Raw genomic sequence first — 18,504 nt, 5'->3', positions numbered from 1 at the left:
CAGTATTCTCAATTCATTACGAATGAGGACGGCATTGTGAGATAGTCTGATTTCCCTGTGAAAACGCCCGACAAAATGCGTCATTAGCAACAGATTCTCTCCATCGACACGTCTCATTCAGATAATGGATTAATGCTACTGCTCCACCGGTCGGACCGGCCAACAAACGGGCATTGTGCTCTGCAATTAAGATTACCGTCGCACCATCAGGATGAGAAAAGCTTTCTGGTATGGATGCCCCGTTTTCAGCAATCAATAACAGCACTGAATAATCGCTATATGCATCTGACAACGATTGTACTGGCCCTCCGTTAAAAGGCAGAAAACCTTGCTGCCAGTCCTCACCAACAAAACAGGTCATTGGCAACATTTCAGCCAGATGTTTAGCCAATTCAATATCGCCAGTGGAGAGGCAAAAAAGTGCTATCGATTCGGGTTTCATCGTTTTCATACCCTCCGTCCTCCGCTTGGTTTCCTGCAATGACGGTCAGGTTGATATACCATAAAAAAAGATTGCTGCGCCTTGAGTGCAGCCCTGATGCCTGTCGGCACTACGATGAATAAACTAAATGATGCCGCCATCCCCTGATCCTTTCAGGGTGGTAGGGGTATAAAGACGCGTCAGTGCTCAAGCAGACGCTTCCGGGCAACCCACTTCCCACCGAAGTTGTTGGTATTGACTGGCAGGCTGGTCTTCTGGCTTAGCGTCATCCTCCCCCACCCTTCCCAATCTCGCGATCAGTGGTATTTTCGGGGTTGTCAGCATTACAGCAGCGGGGGCTGCGAGGGATTTACACCCACTTCCCAGGCACAAATGTGCCAAACCTGTCAGCGTATGTTATGAGCTGATTTCACTTTTCCCATAACACGTAAATAACGTTAATTATTACTGTCGGAATCTATTTAGTCATCCCTCATTTTTTACATTCAATTTATGCTGTTTCCGCTGCTGTATTTTCGCTAATTTGCTGACGATATACCTGCGGTGTTACCTGATACGTCTGACGAAAAACTTTGCAAAAATAACTGGTTTGCGAAAAGCCTAAATTACGCGCAATGCTGGCGATGCTCCAGTCACTATGGCACAGCAACTCGCGGGCGCTGGCCATCCGTTGTTGGTTTACCCACGCATTAAAACCAATCCCATGATATTTCTTGAACAATTTACTGAAGTAATAAGGGCTGAGATAAACATGGGAGGCAACATCTTCCAGGCGCAAATCGTCTGATAAATGCGCATCAATATAGCGTAATGCTTTTTTCATTTTGTTATCGTGGGGATTAGGCGTGCGAGTCTGACGTAGCGGATCCGAATAAGGTTTATTCTCTTTAATAACAACAAAATTGAGTTGTTTTTTGAGGCAGTTTTCCACAATTAACTTCAACAGATCAGCAGAAGCCATAACTCGCGAGTAATCCATCTCCGGGACTTTGCGAAATTCATTAAGTAACTCGGGATCTGCCTGCCAACAATCATCGACATTCAGAATATCGACTAAATCGACATCATCATTACGCAGGCGGACTTGTCCACACAATACAAAGCCGACTAAATGCCCGGCAATCACCAGAGGGATAGAAAAATCGGTTAATCCTGCATGGCAACGATAAATACAAGGTTGATCGGATTTAGAGGCTTCCAGCCCCCCACAACGATCGCTCATGCGGCAGCGTGTGCTAAGCTGAGGATGTCGCCGCATCATCTGACAAAATGAGGTGAAGTTAAACAGCTCGGAAATTTCATCACCGTGGATATTAACCACGACAACCGCAAGGCTGGTCGCCTGCGCAAAATCCTGCGCGATTTTATTAATGAGTTCTGAATTAAGTGTCGCCGCAGAAATCATGATAAAACCTCCCAGTTAATTTATTGTTATAGTAAAACAATTGTTTTACATTTAATCTTCACATCATCCCTAATGATTTACTGACGAGAAGCACAAAGGACAATAACAAAAGCCTCCGTGAGGCGGGAGACTTTTTAATAAGTTCTGAAAGCAGATCACAAACAGTAAAAAAATAAACGTTTATAACCGCTATGTTATTTCACTATTCGATGATGTCTTTAGGCGTAACACTATTGACAGGTAAGTTTTTTGCAATGAGAAAACGATAAATTGCTGCGCCAACACATGCCCCAATGATCGGAGCAATAATGGGGACGATGAAATAAGGAATATTACGCCCACCGGTCATCGCTATTTCCCCCCCAACCAGCAAGCCAGGTGAAAATTTTTGGCCCGAAATCACGCGCTGGATTCATGGCAAAACCGGTTAATGGTCCAGTAGATGCACCAATAACAGCAACCAGAATGCCAATAAGTAAAGGAGCAAGAGGTCCTTTTGGTACGCCATTGCCGTCATCGGTTAACGCCATAATCAACCCCATCAACATGGACGTAATGACCACTTCAACCAACGCCGCTTGCCATACATTTAACGCGGCAGCCGGATAAGTGCTAAAGATACTGGCGAGTTGCAAACTTTCAGCGCTACCACGAACTATATTGTGAGTGGATTCAAAATCGGTAAACAAGCTGTTGTATAAAAAATACGCCAGAACGGCTCCACCAAAGGCCCCCGCCAATTGTGCCACACAATATGGCAACACTTTACGGGCAGGAAAAGCAGCAAACAACCACAGAGCAATGGTAACCGCCGGGTTCAGATGGGCGCCAGAAATGCCTGCCGTAAGGTAAACAGCAAGTGAAATACCTAACCCCCAAATGATACAAATTTCCCACAGACCCAGACTTGCCCCGGCAAGTTTTAGGGCGCATAAACAACCAATGCCAAAAAAGAGGAACAGTCCGGTGCCCAAAAACTCGGCAACGCATTGCGCCTTGAGTGAATCATTCATAGTGACACCTTCTTTACGGAGTTTGTTTCTTTATCAGTTAATCGTGCACTGATTGTCGTGTATATCGAGCGCAACTATAAAAATTGCGCCGGGGAAAATATTGCCAACATGCATGACCGGCACGCTGAAAAATCGTGTTGATATAGCAAATTATTGTCATTCAAAAAGTATTCAACTTAGATACAATCGCTATTGAGCTCGCCAACTCTGCCAGATTTCCACAATAAAAAATTGCCATCCTTATATAATAAAACTTAAACAAATATCACAATTCACTTCCGCAAAGCCCAACCCGATAAAGCATTAGTGCAAATTAAATCTACCGACCAATGCAATTAATTCACATTAAAAAAACCAGAAAACGACCAGTAAATTAATAACATATAGATAATTAAGGCAATTTTATAATATTTACCCTCTATTAATTTTGCTCATCGGATGATTAAGTCAGCCATTCTTTTTTCTCGCTTTTTTTTATAGTCATATCGTCAAAAAATCTAGGCGAGGTCTTTATGCAACAAGAAGCGTTAGGAATGGTTGAAACCAAAGGCTTAACTGCCGCCATAGAGGCCGCAGATGCCATGGTTAAATCGGCAAATGTATTGCTGGTTGGCTACGAAAAAATAGGTTCCGAGCTGGTGACCGTCATCGTTCGTGGTGATGTCGGGGCGGTAAAAGCGGCAACAGACGCAGGTGCCGCCGCCGCACGTAACGTCGGTGAAGTGAAAGCCGTACACGTAATTCCCCGCCCACATACTGATGTCGAAAAAATCTTACCAAAGGGAATTAACCCATGAGCAGCAATGAACTGGTCGAACAGATCATGGCGCAGGTCATCGCTCGCGTAGCGACGCCAGAGCATGAGGTTCTCCCGAAAACAACTCATCAAACACGAGAGACGGCTATGGCAGAAAAAAGCTGCACGTTAACGGAATTTGTTGGCACCGCTATTGGCGACACTGTAGGTCTGGTCATTGCGAATGTTGATAGCGCCCTATTGGACGCGATGAAACTTGAAAAACGCTATCGCTCCATTGGCATTCTGGGCGCGCGTATTGGTGCGGGGCCACACATTATGGCCGCGGATGAAGCAGTAAAAGCCACGAACACTGAAGTTATTAGCATTGAACTTCCTCGCGATACCAAAGGTGGTGCCGGACACGGCTCATTAATCCTCTTAGGTGGCAACGATGTTTCCGACGTGAAACGCGGTATTGAAGTTGCGCTGAAAGAACTCGACCGAACCTTTGGCGACGTCTGCGCCAATGAAGCCGGACATCTTGAACTGCAATATACCGCCCGCGCCAGCTATGCACTGGAAAAAGCGTTTGGCGCACCACTGGGCCGCGCTTGTGGCGTCATTGTCGGCGCTCCGGCTGCTGTTGGTGTTCTGATGGCCGATACTGCGCTGAAATCCGCCAATGTGGATGTCGTGGCATACAGCTCCCCAGCTCATGGCACCAGCTTCAGTAATGAAGTCATTCTGATTATCTCGGGTGACTCCGGCGCTGTCCGACAGGCGGTCATCTCCGCTCGCGAAATCGGTAAAACCGTGCTTTCGACTCTCGGTGATACACCGAAAAACGATCGCCCTTCCTACATCTGAATTCCATGAGGCAGATTCATGAGATCGAAAAGATTTGAAGCACTGGAAAAACGCCCGGTTAACCAGGATGGTTTCGTTAAAGAGTGGATTGAAGAAGGCTTCATTGCGATGGAAAGCCCGAACGACCCGAAACCATCAATAAAAATTGTTAACGGCATCGTCACCGAGCTGGATGGAAAACCCGCCAGCCAGTTTGACTTGATCGACCACTTTATCGCCCGCTACGGTATCAATCTCGCGCGTGCCGAAGAAGTCATCGCGATGAGCTCGGTCAAACTTGCCAATATGTTGTGCGATCCAAATGTCAAACGTAGCGATATTGTTCCCCTGACCACAGCAATGACGCCCGCCAAAATCGTCGAAGTTGTTTCACAAATGAACGAGGTAGAAATGATGATGGCGATGCAGAAAATGCGCGCCCGTCGCACACCATCGCAACAGGCTCACGTCACCAACGTCAAAGATAACCCGGTGCAAATTGCTGCCGACGCGGCCGAGGGAGCATGGCGCGGGTTTGACGAACAGGAAACCACCGTTGCCGTTGCTCGTTATGCACCTTTCAATGCTATCGCCCTGTTGGTAGGTTCGCAGGTGGGACGCCCTGGCGTCTTAACCCAGTGTTCACTGGAAGAAGCCACTGAACTGAAACTCGGTATGTTAGGCCACACCTGCTACGCCGAAACGATTTCTGTCTACGGTACGGAACCCGTTTTCACCGACGGCGACGATACACCGTGGTCAAAAGGGTTTCTCGCATCATCTTATGCTTCTCGCGGCTTAAAAATGCGTTTTACTTCCGGCTCCGGTTCTGAAGTGCAGATGGGCTATGCGGAAGGAAAATCAATGCTTTATCTTGAGGCACGTTGTATTTACATCACCAAAGCCGCGGGTGTTCAGGGTCTGCAAAACGGTTCCGTAAGCTGCATCGGCGTGCCATCGGCTGTGCCGTCAGGCATCCGTGCAGTACTGGCGGAAAACTTAATTTGCTCATCGCTGGATCTGGAATGCGCCTCCAGTAATGACCAGACCTTTACCCACTCAGATATGCGCCGTACCGCACGTTTCCTGATGCAGTTTCTGCCGGGCACCGACTTTATCTCTTCCGGTTTTTCCGCAGTACCGAACTACGACAACATGTTTGCCGGCTCAAACGAAGATGCCGAAGACTTCGATGATTATAACGTCCTTCAACGTGACCTGAAGGTTGATGGCGGCCTGCGACCGGTGCGCGAAGAAGATGTTATCGCCATCCGCAATAAAGCCGCACGCGCTTTACAGGCTGTCTTTGCAGGTATGGGATTACCGCCCATTACCGATGAAGAAGTCGAAGCAGCGACCTATGCCCACGGTTCGAAAGATATGCCAGAGCGCAACATCGTAGAAGACATAAAGTTTGCCCAGGAAATTATCAATAAAAACCGTAACAGTCTGGAAGTGGTGAAAGCCCTGGCGCAAGGCGGTTTTACCGATGTCGCGCAGGACATGCTCAACATGCAAAAAGCGAAACTGACCGGCGATTATCTCCATACCTCAGCCATTATCGTCGATGACGGACAAGTACTCTCTGCGGTCAATGACGTCAATGATTACGCCGGACCGGCTACGGGTTATCGCCTGCAAGGGGAACGCTGGGAAGAGATCAAAAATATTCCCGGTGCACTTGATCCCAACGAAATTGACTAAGGGTGAGAAATGGAAATTAACGAGAAATTACTTCGTCAGATCATCGAAGACGTGCTGGCAGAAATGCAAACCAGCGACAAGTCCGTTTCATTTCGCGCACCTGTCGCCGCAACTGCCACTTCCGCGCCGGATGGCGGAAAATTTTTGACCGAAATTGGTGAAGCCCAACAAGGTGTTCAGCAAGATGAAGCCATTATTGCTGTAGGCCCGGCTTTTGGCCTGGCGCAGACCGTCAATATTATCGGCATTCCGCATAAAAACATTTTGCGCGAAGTGATTGCCGGTATCGAAGAAGAAGGCATTAAAGCCCGAGTGATTCGCTGCTTTAAATCGTCTGATGTCGCATTCGTAGCGGTCGAAGGCGATCGTCTTAGTGGTTCAGGCATTGCTATTGGTATCCAGTCGAAAGGCACCACAGTTATCCACCAGCAAGGGCTTCCTCCCCTGTCTAACCTGGAGCTGTTCCCACAAGCGCCATTGTTGACGCTGGAAACCTATCGCCAGATTGGCAAAAACGCCGCGCGTTATGCGAAGCGTGAGTCTCCACAACCCGTTCCGACCCTCAACGATCAGATGGCGCGGCCGAAATACCAGGCCAAATCTGCCATTTTGCATATCAAAGAGACCAGGTACGTGGTCACTGGCAAAAAGCCGCAAGAACTGCGCGTGACGTTTTAACAAAGGAAACCTTCATGAATACCGATGCAATTGAGTCGATGGTCAGGGACGTGTTGAACCGTATGAATAGTCTACAGGATGCAACTCCTGTTTCTGCGGCTCCCCACTCATCAACACTGAGCGCTAAAGTGACTGATTACCCGCTGGCAAATAAACACCCAGAATGGGTCAAAACGGCAACCAATAAAACGCTCGACGATTTCACTCTGGAAAATGTACTCAGCGATAAAGTTACCGCCCAGGATATGCGCATAACCCCTGAAACATTGCGTATTCAGGCCGAGATTGCCAGAGATGCTGGTCGTGATCGCCAAGCGGTGAATTTTGAACGTGCTGCCGAACTTACCTCAGTGCCGGATGATCGCATCCTTGAAATCTACAATGCGTTGCGCCCTTATCGTTCGACTAAGCAAGAACTCATTGCCATTACCGACGATCTTGAACAGCGTTATCAAGCCCAAATTTGCGCTGCATTTGTCCGTGAAGCCGCAGAACTCTATGTCGAGCGTAAAAAACTGAAAGGCGACGATTAAGGACGAACTATGCGCTATATAGCAGGCATTGATATCGGCAATTCATCGACAGAGGTTGCGCTGGCAACGCTCAGTGCGTCTGGAGAATTGTCGTTCGTGAGCAGCGCTCTGGCAGAAACCACCGGAATCAAAGGTACGTTGCGTAACGTACATGGTATTCAGGAGGCGCTCGCACAGGCAACGAAAAAAGTCGGTATCACTGTCAGCGATATTTCGCTTATTCGTATCAACGAAGCAACTCCGGTCATTGGTGATGTAGCGATGGAAACCATTACGGAAACCATCATCACCGAATCAACCATGATCGGCCACAACCCGAAAACGCCAGGCGGAGTAGGTCTGGGAGTGGGACTCACCATCACTCCGCAAGAGTTGTTAACACGCCCGGCGGAAGCACCATACATCCTGGTCGTGTCATCGGCATTTGATTTTGCCGATATTGCGACCATGATAAACGCCTCCGTGCGTGCCGGATATCAACTGACTGGCGTAATTCTGCAACGCGATGATGGCGTGCTGGTCAGTAACCGACTGGAAATCCCTTTACCCATTGTTGATGAAGTCCTCTATATCGAGCGTATTCCACTCGGTATGCTGGCCGCGATTGAAGTTGCCGTTCCCGGGAAAGTTATCGAAACCCTGTCTAACCCGTATGGGATTGCCACTGTTTTTGCCCTCAATGCTGAAGAGACTCAAAACATTGTTCCTGTGGCACGAGCGCTTATCGGCAACCGTTCAGCAGTAGTAGTGAAAACACCGTCTGGTGACGTTAAAGCTCGTTCGATACCCGCCGGAAACATTGAGCTGCTTTCTGCCGGGCGCACAATGCGGGTCGATGTTGCCGCAGGTGCCGACACCATTATGAAAGCGGTCGGTGAGTGCCCAAAACTGGAGAACGTGACGGGCGAACCGGGTACCAACATCGGCGGAATGCTGGAACATGTTCGCCAGACCATGGCGGTGCTGACCAATAAACCCAGCCACGAAATTTTTATTCAGGATTTGCTGGCGATAGATACGTCTGTTCCGGTCAGCGTAACCGGTGGTCTGGCTGGAGAATTTTCACTGGAACAGGCAGTGGGTATCGCCTCAATGGTGAAATCAGACCGCCTGCAAATGGCGATGATCGCCAGTGAAATTAAGCAAAAACTGCATATTGATGTTCAGGTCGGAGGCGCAGAAGCAGAAGCCGCAATTCAGGGAGCATTAACTACCCCGGGGACAACGCGCCCTCTGGCAATTCTGGACTTAGGCGCCGGTTCTACCGATGCCTCCATCATCAATCAGAAAGGGGAAATGATTGCCACTCACCTTGCAGGAGCTGGCGACATGGTGACGATGATTATCGCCCGTGAACTGGGCTTAAATGATCGTTATCTGGCTGAAGAAATCAAAAAGCACCCGTTGGCAAAAGTAGAAAGCCTGTTCCATTTACGCCATGAAGACGGCAGCGTTCAGTTCTTCCCTACTCCGCTATCCCCTCATGTCTTTGCCCGCGTTTGTGTGGTGAAACCCGACGAGCTGGTGCCGATTCCCGGCGATTTAACACTGGAAAAAGTGCGTGCCGTTCGTCGCAGTGCGAAAGAGCGCGTCTTCGTAACAAACGCTCTGCGTGCGTTACGTCAGGTAAGCCCAGGTGGAAATATTCGCAACATTCCATTCGTCGTGCTGGTGGGCGGCTCTTCGCTGGATTTTGAAGTACCACAGTTAGTCACCGATGCGTTGGCGCATTATCGACTGGTCGCCGGGCGGGGGAATATCCGTGGCAACGAAGGACCGCGCAATGCGGTAGCTACCGGGCTACTCATCGCCTGGCGCAAGGAGTCGGCTTATGGAAAGTAAAGGACGAGCCCCCGCCATTGTCGTCATGGTAATCGGTGCTTACACCAACGCATGGGATGAGGTGCTTTTCGGTATTGAAGAAGAGGGGATCCCCTTTAGCATTCAACAAATCCCGTCAGGTGAGGTGTTCGATAGCGCCTGGCAGGCCGCTCGTCAGTCCCCCCTGTTGGTTGGCATAGCCTGCGACCGGGAAAAACTGATTGTACATTACAAAAATTTACCGGCATCAGCACCGTTGTTTACGCTGATGTATCAACAAGATAACTATGCCCGGCGTAGCATCGGCAATAACGCCGCCCGCCTGGTCAAAGGCATTCCCTTCAGGGAATACCCCCCATAATCCACAGGAGAAATGCTGTATGAATAACGCACTAGGACTGGTTGAAACAAAAGAGTTAGTTGGCGCAATTGAAGCCGCGGATGCCATGGTTAAATCCGCCAACGTGCAACTGGTTGGCTATGAAAAGATTGGTTCGGGTCTGATTACGGTGATGGTCCGCGGCGATGTCGGCGCAGTAAAAGCCGCCGTTGATGCGGGGAGCGCAGCAGCAAGCGCCGTTGGTGAAGTGAAATCCTGCCATGTCATTCCACGACCGCACAGCGATGTTGAGGCCATTTTACCTAAATCTGCATAACCCCATTCGCTAAGGAGCACAGCGTGAAGCAATCACTGGGATTACTTGAAGTCAGTGGTCTGGCACTCGCCATCAGTTGCGCGGACGCTATGGCTAAGGCCGCGTCCATCACGCTGGTTGGCCTTGAGAAGACCAATGGTTCGGGCTGGACGCTCATCAAAATTATCGGTGACGTCGCCTCGATTAATGCAGCGTTCGCAACAGGCGTCAGTTTCGCCAGACAGCGAAATGGTCTTGTCGCGCACAAAGTGATTGCCCGACCTGGAGAAGGAATACTGCCCCGCACAACAGAAGCATTGGATGCGACAGTCGAAGCAAGCGAAACACCTGCAACAACAGTCGCCTCAGAAATTATCAGTTGTAATTTGTGTCTTGACCCGGCGTGCCAACGGCAAAAAGGTGAACCCCGTTCACTTTGCCTGCATTCCGATAAGCGAGGGGGGTAGTAATGGATAAACAAACCTTGCAGGAGGCTGTTAGCCTGGTCCTGGATGAGATGCGCGAGCGCCCTATCCCTCTGGGCGTCTCCAGTCGTCACATTCATCTTTCAACGGCGGATTATGTGCGCCTTTTTCCTGAACAACCGATCAGCGAGAAAAAGTCGTTATTACAACCTGGTCAGTTCGCTGCTGAACAGGTTGTTACGCTGGTGGGACCAAAAGGCAAATTACACAACGTTCGCTTGTTGGGGCCATTACGTAACTCAAGTCAGGTGGAGATTTCCCGGACTGACGCCAGAACGTTAGGGATCGCCGCTCCGCTACGCATGTCTGGCGATCTCAGCGACACACCGGGAATTCGTCTGATAAGCCCTTTTGCAGAGCTAGAAATCGCTTCTGGCGTTATTGTCGCGCAACGGCATATTCATATGTCTCCGCTTGATGCCCTGATTTATGGCGTTACACATGGTGATAAGGTGGCGGTCGCCATTGAAGGGGATGAGCGACGACTGATATTCGATAACGTTGCCGTTCGCGTCTCACCGGATATGCGTCTTGAAATGCATATTGATACCGACGAAGCCAACGCCGCAGGCGCTGATAATCCTGACGTTTTTGCCACGCTGGTGTCGGTGCCATGAATAACGTGCTGATGCAACACATTGTTGACGAAGTGATTTTTCGCCTGAAACAGCGTGCGGGAAAAACACTCGCGCTAACTGTTTCGCAACTGCGAGAAGCCAGCGTTCACGAGATAGTTCATCAGTATGCATCGTTACAAATTCAATATGTCGATCTGCCGTTGTTGCGACAACTCGCGGAAAACGAAACGTCAGATCGTGCAGCAATCCACATTCACGAGGCGTTAGCCTGGGGAATGCACATTCAATTGTCGTTGCAGCATCATTTTCTGAACGCCATCAAATTAAAGTCACTCGCCCGTCTACCGTTAACCTGGTGCGACGAACAAGGGCAACCGGTCTACCTTCATCGTGGTCGACTTTTAAGTTATGTCGACATAGCGCAGTTATGCACGGGAATACTGGTGCTGCAACGGAAATGTTGTGTGACCGCTCTTGCGCGTGAAGCGGCAATTACCCGAAACATTCAGTTAATCAGGCAGGAGTAACCCATGCATCTGGCTCGAGTCACTGGCGCGGTGGTATCCACGCAAAAATCACCTTCTCTGGTCGGGAAAAAACCGCTGTTGGTTCGCCGGGTCAGCGCTGACGGTGAACTGCCTCTCACGCCATTAACCGGTGACGAAGTTGCCGTTGATTCAGTCGGTGCTGGCGTCGGTGAGTTGGTACTCCTCAGCAGCGGTTCCAGCGCCAGACATGTGTTTTCCGGACCTAACGAAGCCATCGACCTGGCAGTGGTTGGCATTGTCGATACGCTTTCGCGCTAAGGAGTTGAAAGATGGCGATTTATACCAGAACAGGCGATTCAGGAAATACGTCCCTATTTACCGGGCAACGTGTCAGCAAAACTCATCTACGTGTCGAAGCCTATGGCACGCTGGATGAACTGAACGCGACACTCAGTCTGTGTTATTGCGCCACCACCATCGAAAGTCATCGCATCTTACTGGAAGCCATTCAGCAACAGATATTCTGGTTTAGTGCCGAGCTCGCCAGTGAAAGCGAACAGCCATCAGCGCAGCAACGTTACATCAGTACGGAAGAAATCGCCGCGCTGGAAAAAGCGATCGACAGTGCAATGAACGCGGTTCCTCCAGTTCGCAGCTTCATTCTACCTGGTCGTTGTGAAGCCGCAAGCCGCATGCATTTCGCCCGCACAATGGCTCGCAGGGCCGAAAGACGTCTGGTTGAACTGACAACGGAAGCCACCGTTCGCCATGTTTTACTGCACTACATCAACCGGCTTTCCGATTGCCTGTATGCCCTCGCCCGCGTGGAAGACAATGTTGCTCATCAGAACCTGATGATTCAGGAAATAACAAAACGTTATCACGAAGCTAACCACCCTCCAGCATTGAAGGAACGCACGATGCCGCTCACTTTTCAGGATCTTCATCAGCTCATTCGTAGCGCGGCAATGCGCGCAGATGAACTGCATATTCCCGTAGTCATTAGCATCGTTGATGCCAACGGTACGGAAAGCGTTACCTGGCGGATGCCTGATGCGCTGCTGGTTAGCAGTGAACTGGCACCGAAAAAAGCCTGGACCGCCGTGGCGATGAAAACGGCAACACACAAGCTTGCTGACGCCGTGCAACCCGGAGCGCCGCTTTACGGACTCGAAAGCCATATGCAAGGCAAAGTTGTCACTTTTGGTGGCGGTTTCCCCCTCTGGCGTGACGGAATATTGCTTGGAGGGCTTGGTATCAGCGGCGGTAGCGTTGAACAAGACATGGATATTGCACAAACCGCAATGGCAGCAATTAACGCAGGAGCAAACCTATGAATACCACTGAATTAGAAACGATTATCCGCAATATCCTGCGCGAACAAATGATGCCCACTGCGTCACAAACGCAAAGAAATGGTATTTTCCAGACTGTCGATGACGCCGTCTGCGCTGCACACCAGGCCTTTTTGCGCTTTCAACAGTGCCCACTTAAAACCCGCAGTGCCATTATCAACGCCATTCGCGAAGAATTATCCCCCCGCCTTACCGAACTGGCAGAAGAGAGCGCTATCGAAACGGGGATGGGAAATAAAGAAGATAAGTATCTAAAAAACAAAGCGGCTCTCGATAACACACCTGGAATTGAAGACTTAACCACCACTGCGCTAACCGGTGATGGTGGCATGGTTTTATTTGAATACTCTCCGTTTGGGGTTATTGGCTCAGTCACGCCAAGTACCAATCCAACGGAAACCATCATTAACAACAGCATCAGCATGTTGGCTGCAGGCAATAGTGTCTATTTCAGTCCTCACCCGGGAGCCAAAAACGTATCGCTGAAACTGATCGCCATAATCGAAGACATCGCGTTTCGCTGTAGTGGCATTCATAACCTTATCGTTACCGTGTCTGAACCAACCTTTGCCGCCACCGAACAGATGATGACGCACCCTAAAATCGTCGTTCTGGCAATTACTGGCGGTCCAGGTATCGTCGCAATGGGGATGAAAAGTGGCAAGAAAGTGATTGGTGCCGGTGCGGGTAACCCGCCCTGCATCGTCGATGAAACGGCGGATATTGTGAAAGCCGCCGAAGACATCATCAACGGCGCTTCATTCGATTACAACCTGCCGTGTATCGCTGAAAAAAGCCTGATAGTCGTTGAATCAGTAGCAGATTACCTAATCCAACAGATGCAAAGTTTTGGCGCTTTTCTTCTTAACCGGGAACAAACTGACCAATTGCGTGCTATTTGCCTTCCTGGCAATGTTGCCAACAAAAAGCTGGTGGGTAAAAGTCCTTCAGCCATGCTGGAAGCAGCGGGAATTCCTTTACCGCAGAAAGCCCCTCGATTACTAATTGCTATTGTCGACGCCGATGATAGCTGGGTTACCTGCGAACAACTGATGCCAATGTTGCCCATTGTAAAAGTTAATGATTTTGATAGCGCCCTCACCCTGGCGCTGAAAGTGGAAGACAGCTTGCACCACACGGCAATTATGCACTCGCAGAATGTCTCTCGGCTCAACCTTACCGCGCGCGTTATGCAAACCTCCATCTTTGTCAAAAACGGCCCCTCCTGGGCAGGCATTGGCGTCGGCGGTGAAGGATTTACGACCTTCACCATTGCTACACCGACCGGAGAGGGGACAACGTCAGCACGGACTTTTGCCCGCTCACGACGCTGCGTGTTGACCACTGGTTTTTCCATTCGCTAGAGAAACGGAAATGAATACTTTTTCACTGCAGACGCGTTTATACAGCGGACCAGGAAGTCTTAAAGTGCTTAGCCGTTTCACCAATAAGCACATCTGGATTATTTGCGACGCCTTTCTGGCACGCTCACCACTGATTGACACGTTGCGCCAGGCGCTGCCTGACAGCAACCGCCTCAGTATTTTTAGCGAAATAACACCCGACCCAACTATCCAGACCGTGGTAAAAGGCATTGCACAAATGCAGACTTTACGCCCGGATGTGGTTATCGGTTTTGGCGGCGGCTCTGCGCTGGACGCCGCAAAAGCGATTGTCTGGTTTAGTCGCCAGTGTGCTATTGAGATTGACACCTGCGTAGCCATTCCCACCACCAGCGGCACCGGCTCAGAAGTGACCAGCGCCTGTGTCATCAGCGATCCAGAGAAAGGGATTAAATATCCCCTTTTCGATAATGCACTTTATCCGGATATTGCAGTCCTCGATCCCTCGCTGGTCGTCAGCGTGCCTCCCGCGATAACTGCCAATACCGGAATGGATGTTTTAACCCATGCGCTAGAAGCCTATGTTTCTCCACGCGCCAGTGATTTCTCGGATGCTCTGGTCGAAAAAGCCGTGCAAATTGTTTTTCACTACCTGCCTACAGCAGTGAATAAAGGCGATTGTCTTGCTACTCGCGGCAAAATGCATAATGCCTCGACGCTTGCCGGAATGGCATTTAGCCAGGCTGGGCTTGGGTTAAATCATGCAATTGCCCATCAACTCGGCGGGCAGTTTCATCTGCCACACGGCCTGGCGAATGCTCTCCTGCTCACGGCGGTTATCCGCTTTAATGCTGGCGATCCGCGCGCCGCCAAACGCTACGTCCGGCTGGCAAAAACGTGTCATTTATGCCCTGATAACGCCAATGACACCGCCAGCCTGAATGCACTCATTCAACATATTGAACAGCTTAAAAAAGCCTGTGCAATACCGACTCTCGCTAATGCACTGAAAGAAAAAAAAGCAGAATGGTCAGCACGTCTTCCAGATATGGTTCAGGCAGCGCTGGCGGATGCAACATTGCGTACCAACCCACGAGCGGCTGATGCCTCCGCTATTGAGGAACTGCTTGAGGAGTTGTTATGAACGTCGAGTTAACGTCCTGTGACAGTCAGACGATCCGTGAGCGAGTTCAGGCAGCCGGGGTTGTGGGTGCTGGCGGCGCAGGCTTTCCAACACATATCAAGCTGCAGGCGTGTGTTGACACTTTCCTGGTAAATGCCGCGGAATGCGAACCAATGTTGAAAGTGGACCAGCAGTTAATGGCACAACAAGCCAGCCGCCTGCTGCGCGGTGTTCACTATGCGATGAAAGCCACCGGGGCTGCTAGCGGAATCATCGCGCTGAAAGAGAAGTATCAACCCGCAATAAAAGCACTTACACCATTACTTCCAACGGATATCCGCCTGCATATTTTGCCCGACGTTTATCCCGCAGGGGATGAGGTGCTGACCATCTGGATGGCAACAGGTCGTCGCGTTCCACCCGCCGCGTTGCCCGTTAGCGTCGGCGTGGTGGTGAATAACGTCCAGACCGTGCTGAATGTTGCCAGAGCCGTTGAGCAACAGTATCCGGTAACGCGCCGCACGTTAACCGTTAATGGTGCAGTTGCTAAACCAGTAACAGTGACCGTTCCCATCGGAATGTCTTTACGCGAGGTACTGGCGCTGGCGGGAGGCGCTACGGTAGATAATCCCGGTTTTATCAATGGCGGGCCGATGATGGGGAGTTTGATCCCATCGCTCGATACGCCAGTCAGCAAAACCACCGGCGGCTTGCTGGTCTTACCCAACTCTCATTCACTGATCCAACGTCGAATGCAGGATGATCGCAACGTACTTGCCGTCGCGAAAACCGTTTGTGAACAATGCCGCTTATGTACCGATCTCTGTCCACGTCATTTAATCGGTCACGAACTGTCACCACATTTGTTAGTACGTGCGGTTAACTACCAACAGCTCGCTACACCGCAACTGTTACTGACAGCACTCACCTGTTCGGAGTGCAACGTCTGTGCCAGCGTCGCCTGCCCGGTAGGTATTTCACCAATGCGCATAAATCGCCTGCTTAAGCAGGAATTACGCGCTAAAAATCTCCGCTACGAAGGCACCTTAAACCCTGCGGATGTCATGGCAAATTATCGACTGATTCCCGTAAAACGGCTGGTAACCAGACTGGGCTTAGCACCGTGGTATCAGGATGCGCCATGGTCTGAACACGTGCCACAGCCCGAAAAAGTGACGCTATTGTTACGCCAGCACATCGGAGCCAGCGCAATTGCGTGTGTCCAAAAAGGCGATCGTGTCGTTCGTGGGCAATGTGTAGGCCAAATTCCACACGGCACATTAGGTGCCCCCATTCATGCCAGTATTGATGGCACGATCAGTGATGTGACAGAAAACGCGATTACGGTTGTGAGAGGTTAACCATGTCAAAAGCGGTAGGTATTTTAGAACTTAGCAGTATCGCGAAAGGGATGGAAACCGGCGATGCCATGCTGAAAAGCGCCAACGTTGAGTTACTGGTCAGCAAAACGCTATGCCCCGGTAAATTTCTGCTGATGCTCGGTGGCGATGTCGGTGCGGTGCAACAGGCCATCGATAATGGCACGTCCCTTGCTGGTGAAATGCTGGTCGACAGTCTGGTTCTTCCTAATATTCATCCCACTATCCTGTCTGCAATCAGCGGTCTGAACCATGTTGACCAGCGACGGGCTGTCGGTGTAGTAGAAACCTGGAGTGTAGCAGCCTGCATTGACGCTGCCGATTGTGCAGTGAAAGCGGCAAACGTCACGCTCGTGCGGGTGCATATGGCCTTCGGTATTGGCGGTAAATGCTACATGGTAGTGGCAGGCGATATTTCTGATGTTAATAACGCGGTCTCTGTCGCCAGCGAGCGCGCGGGGGAAAAAGGTTTGTTGGTCTATCGTTCGGTGATTGCCCGTCCGCATGAAGCCATGTGGCATCAGATGGTGGAGGGATAATGTCAACTCAACACACGACTGAACGGATGATTCAGGAATATGTTCCCGGTAAACAGGTCACACTGGCGCATGTGATTGCGAATCCCGGAAAGGATCTGTTTAAGAAATTAGGTTTACCAGACACCGTTTCTGCCATTGGCATTCTGACGATTACCCCCAGCGAAGCATCTATCATCGCGTGTGATATCGCCACAAAATCAGGCGCTGTAGAGATTGGTTTTCTTGATCGTTTTACCGGCGCGGTAGTTCTGACTGGCGATGTTTCTGCTATCGAATATGCACTTAGCCAGGTTACCCGCACGCTGGGCGAAATGATGCACTTTACCGCCTGTTCCATTACACGGACCTGACACTATGCAACGGATGATGCTCATCGGCCCCAGTCAGTGCGGAAAAACGTCACTCACACAATGCCTGCGCGGAGAGAATATTCAGTATCAGAAGACGCAGGCAATCGTCTGGTCACCGGCCACCATTGACACACCCGGGGAATACCTCGAAAACCGCAGCCTTTACAGCGCACTGCTGGTCTGTGCCTGCGAAGCGGACATTATCGCACTGGTACTTAATGCGAACGCACCGTGGTCCCCTTTTTCGCCAGGCTTTACTACATCGATGAATCGCCCGGTCATTGGGGTAGTAACCAAAGCGGATTTAGCCAGCGTAGAACAAATATCTTTGGTGAAATGCTGGTTACGGGAAGCTGGGGCACGCAACGTATTAGTAACCAGCGCGATAAATAACATCGGGGTTGCAGAACTTTTTACCTTGTTACATACAGAAGAAAGTTGTCGTTAATTTCGACATTTCAATATGTTATCAGATGGGAATGATGACTTGTGACACAGAGAAAGGAATCATGAACAATGAGGGTTGCCGGGCAACCCTCATTGAATAAAGCAGAAATTACTTCGCTTCGCCGTTTTTCATTTCACCCATAGCTTTCATCTTTTTGGAGATATCGCGGCGTTCTTTGGAAAGCTCAGCATTTTTGATGATGTAATCATCAACGCGATCTTCATAGTCGCCTTTCATGCTGGCGATGATGCCCTGAATTGCTTCGACGCTCATACCCGGTTTGATGTAATCGCTCAGGTTGTCCAGCAGCAGAACGCGTTTCTGGTTGTCACGGATCTTTTTCTCAACGTCCTGGATTTCACGTTGCAGTTTGTTCTTACGACGGAACAGGCGAACAAATTCCAGTACGTCCTGGAATGAAGGCTTGGTAGTTTCCATTTTTATACCCCTGATAATGTGAGAGTCGGATTCGTTTAAGCAGCCGCTATTCGTTAGGGCCAACATTACTCATAGCTGCCGCAGATGACAATGCTTTTATCCCTTTTCACTATCATACCCTTTATCTTTGCTGAATCGAAGCAGCAAGATGATTCTGAAGAT

The 18,504-nt window shown here is 50.0% G+C and carries 22 protein-coding genes, 1 pseudogene and 1 riboswitch; of the genes and pseudogenes, 19 read left to right on the top strand and 4 right to left on the bottom strand.

Going from position 1 to position 18,504, the window contains the following annotated elements:
• Positions 1-16: 16 nt before the first annotated feature.
• From C1192_RS01965 to pduF, 3 genes and pseudogenes are all read right to left on the bottom strand, one after another.
• Positions 17-451 carry a hypothetical protein gene (locus C1192_RS01965; RefSeq protein ID WP_000855623.1) on the bottom strand — a complete coding sequence of 145 codons (435 nt, stop codon included), beginning with the start codon at positions 449-451 and terminating at the stop codon, positions 17-19.
• A gap of 218 nt (positions 452-669) precedes the next feature.
• Positions 670-844, bottom strand: a riboswitch (cobalamin riboswitch).
• 88 nt (positions 845-932) lie between these two features.
• Complete coding sequence (gene pocR / locus C1192_RS01960; protein WP_000622053.1) at positions 933-1,847, bottom strand: transcriptional regulator PocR; 915 nt, start codon at positions 1,845-1,847, stop codon at positions 933-935.
• A 202-nt stretch (positions 1,848-2,049) separates the two neighbouring features.
• Positions 2,050-2,860, bottom strand: a pseudogene (gene pduF / locus C1192_RS01955) (propanediol diffusion facilitator PduF).
• A 512-nt stretch (positions 2,861-3,372) separates the two neighbouring features.
• Between pduF and pduA the strand changes: the two are divergent.
• The 19 genes from pduA to C1192_RS01860 are packed head-to-tail and all read left to right on the top strand — an operon-like array spanning position 3,373 to position 17,904.
• Positions 3,373-3,657 carry a propanediol utilization microcompartment protein PduA gene (gene pduA, locus C1192_RS01950; RefSeq protein WP_038355093.1) on the top strand — a complete coding sequence of 95 codons (285 nt, stop codon included), beginning with the start codon at positions 3,373-3,375 and terminating at the stop codon, positions 3,655-3,657.
• The gene (pduB, locus tag C1192_RS01945) at positions 3,654-4,466 is read left to right on the top strand and encodes a propanediol utilization microcompartment protein PduB (protein WP_038355094.1); all 813 of its coding nucleotides are present in this window, start codon (positions 3,654-3,656) and stop codon (positions 4,464-4,466) included. Before pduA ends, pduB begins: the two co-directional genes overlap by 4 nt.
• Positions 4,467-4,484: 18 nt before the next feature.
• Complete coding sequence (gene pduC, locus C1192_RS01940; RefSeq protein ID WP_038355095.1) at positions 4,485-6,149, top strand: propanediol dehydratase large subunit PduC; 1,665 nt, start codon at positions 4,485-4,487, stop codon at positions 6,147-6,149.
• Positions 6,150-6,158: 9 nt separating this feature from the next.
• The gene (locus C1192_RS01935; RefSeq protein ID WP_038355096.1) at positions 6,159-6,827 is read left to right on the top strand and encodes a propanediol/glycerol family dehydratase medium subunit; all 669 of its coding nucleotides are present in this window, start codon (positions 6,159-6,161) and stop codon (positions 6,825-6,827) included.
• Between the two features lie 14 nt (positions 6,828-6,841).
• Positions 6,842-7,360 carry a propanediol dehydratase small subunit PduE gene (pduE, locus tag C1192_RS01930; RefSeq protein WP_038355097.1) on the top strand — a complete coding sequence of 173 codons (519 nt, stop codon included), beginning with the start codon at positions 6,842-6,844 and terminating at the stop codon, positions 7,358-7,360.
• A 9-nt stretch (positions 7,361-7,369) separates the two neighbouring features.
• On the top strand, positions 7,370-9,202 hold the full coding sequence (locus C1192_RS01925; protein WP_038355098.1) for a diol dehydratase reactivase subunit alpha: 1,833 nt from the start codon (positions 7,370-7,372) through the stop codon (positions 9,200-9,202).
• Positions 9,192-9,542, top strand: coding sequence for a glycerol dehydratase reactivase beta/small subunit family protein (locus tag C1192_RS01920; RefSeq protein WP_038355099.1), 351 nt, complete (start codon positions 9,192-9,194; stop codon positions 9,540-9,542). The genes C1192_RS01925 and C1192_RS01920 overlap by 11 nt, the downstream gene beginning before the upstream one ends.
• Positions 9,543-9,561: 19 nt before the next feature.
• On the top strand, positions 9,562-9,837 hold the full coding sequence (pduJ, locus tag C1192_RS01915) for a propanediol utilization microcompartment protein PduJ (RefSeq protein WP_038355100.1): 276 nt from the start codon (positions 9,562-9,564) through the stop codon (positions 9,835-9,837).
• 23 nt (positions 9,838-9,860) lie between these two features.
• The gene (locus C1192_RS01910; RefSeq protein WP_038355101.1) at positions 9,861-10,283 is read left to right on the top strand and encodes a BMC domain-containing protein; all 423 of its coding nucleotides are present in this window, start codon (positions 9,861-9,863) and stop codon (positions 10,281-10,283) included.
• 2 nt (positions 10,284-10,285) lie between these two features.
• A complete protein-coding gene (locus C1192_RS01905; RefSeq protein ID WP_000361033.1) occupies positions 10,286-10,918 on the top strand; it encodes a phosphate propanoyltransferase in 633 nt (210 codons plus the stop codon).
• A complete protein-coding gene (gene pduM, locus C1192_RS01900; RefSeq protein WP_001067061.1) occupies positions 10,915-11,406 on the top strand; it encodes a microcompartment protein PduM in 492 nt (163 codons plus the stop codon). The genes C1192_RS01905 and pduM overlap by 4 nt, the downstream gene beginning before the upstream one ends.
• A 3-nt stretch (positions 11,407-11,409) precedes the next feature.
• A complete protein-coding gene (locus C1192_RS01895) occupies positions 11,410-11,685 on the top strand; it encodes a EutN/CcmL family microcompartment protein (protein WP_038355102.1) in 276 nt (91 codons plus the stop codon).
• A gap of 11 nt (positions 11,686-11,696) precedes the next feature.
• Entirely contained in the window at positions 11,697-12,704 is a 1,008-nt protein-coding gene (gene pduO, locus C1192_RS01890; RefSeq protein ID WP_038355103.1) for a two-domain cob(I)yrinic acid a,c-diamide adenosyltransferase PduO, read from the top strand.
• Complete coding sequence (pduP, locus tag C1192_RS01885; RefSeq protein WP_038355104.1) at positions 12,701-14,086, top strand: CoA-acylating propionaldehyde dehydrogenase PduP; 1,386 nt, start codon at positions 12,701-12,703, stop codon at positions 14,084-14,086. Before pduO ends, pduP begins: the two co-directional genes overlap by 4 nt.
• 10 nt (positions 14,087-14,096) lie before the next feature.
• The gene (locus C1192_RS01880; RefSeq protein WP_001091444.1) at positions 14,097-15,209 is read left to right on the top strand and encodes a 1-propanol dehydrogenase PduQ; all 1,113 of its coding nucleotides are present in this window, start codon (positions 14,097-14,099) and stop codon (positions 15,207-15,209) included.
• Positions 15,206-16,549 (top strand): 4Fe-4S dicluster domain-containing protein, encoded by a 1,344-nt coding sequence (locus C1192_RS01875; RefSeq protein ID WP_038355105.1) that lies wholly within the window; start codon positions 15,206-15,208, stop codon positions 16,547-16,549. The genes C1192_RS01880 and C1192_RS01875 overlap by 4 nt, the downstream gene beginning before the upstream one ends.
• Before the next feature lie 2 nt (positions 16,550-16,551).
• Entirely contained in the window at positions 16,552-17,106 is a 555-nt protein-coding gene (gene pduT / locus C1192_RS01870) for a propanediol utilization microcompartment protein PduT (protein WP_016262096.1), read from the top strand.
• Positions 17,106-17,456, top strand: a complete 351-nt coding sequence (gene pduU, locus C1192_RS01865) for a propanediol utilization microcompartment protein PduU (RefSeq protein ID WP_000107121.1) — start codon at positions 17,106-17,108, stop codon at positions 17,454-17,456. Before pduT ends, pduU begins: the two co-directional genes overlap by 1 nt.
• A gap of 4 nt (positions 17,457-17,460) precedes the next feature.
• Entirely contained in the window at positions 17,461-17,904 is a 444-nt protein-coding gene (locus C1192_RS01860; RefSeq protein ID WP_001516603.1) for a EutP/PduV family microcompartment system protein, read from the top strand.
• Positions 17,905-18,012: 108 nt separating this feature from the next.
• On the opposite strand, the gene C1192_RS01855 is transcribed toward C1192_RS01860, so the two are convergent.
• Complete coding sequence (locus tag C1192_RS01855; RefSeq protein WP_038355106.1) at positions 18,013-18,342, bottom strand: DUF496 family protein; 330 nt, start codon at positions 18,340-18,342, stop codon at positions 18,013-18,015.
• Positions 18,343-18,504: the final 162 nt, after the last annotated feature.

It is taken from the genome of Escherichia marmotae (assembly GCF_002900365.1).
GTDB lineage: Bacteria > Pseudomonadota > Gammaproteobacteria > Enterobacterales > Enterobacteriaceae > Escherichia > Escherichia marmotae.
Note: the sequence above shows the minus strand (reverse complement) of the source record. Positions and strands in the feature narration are given on the sequence as shown.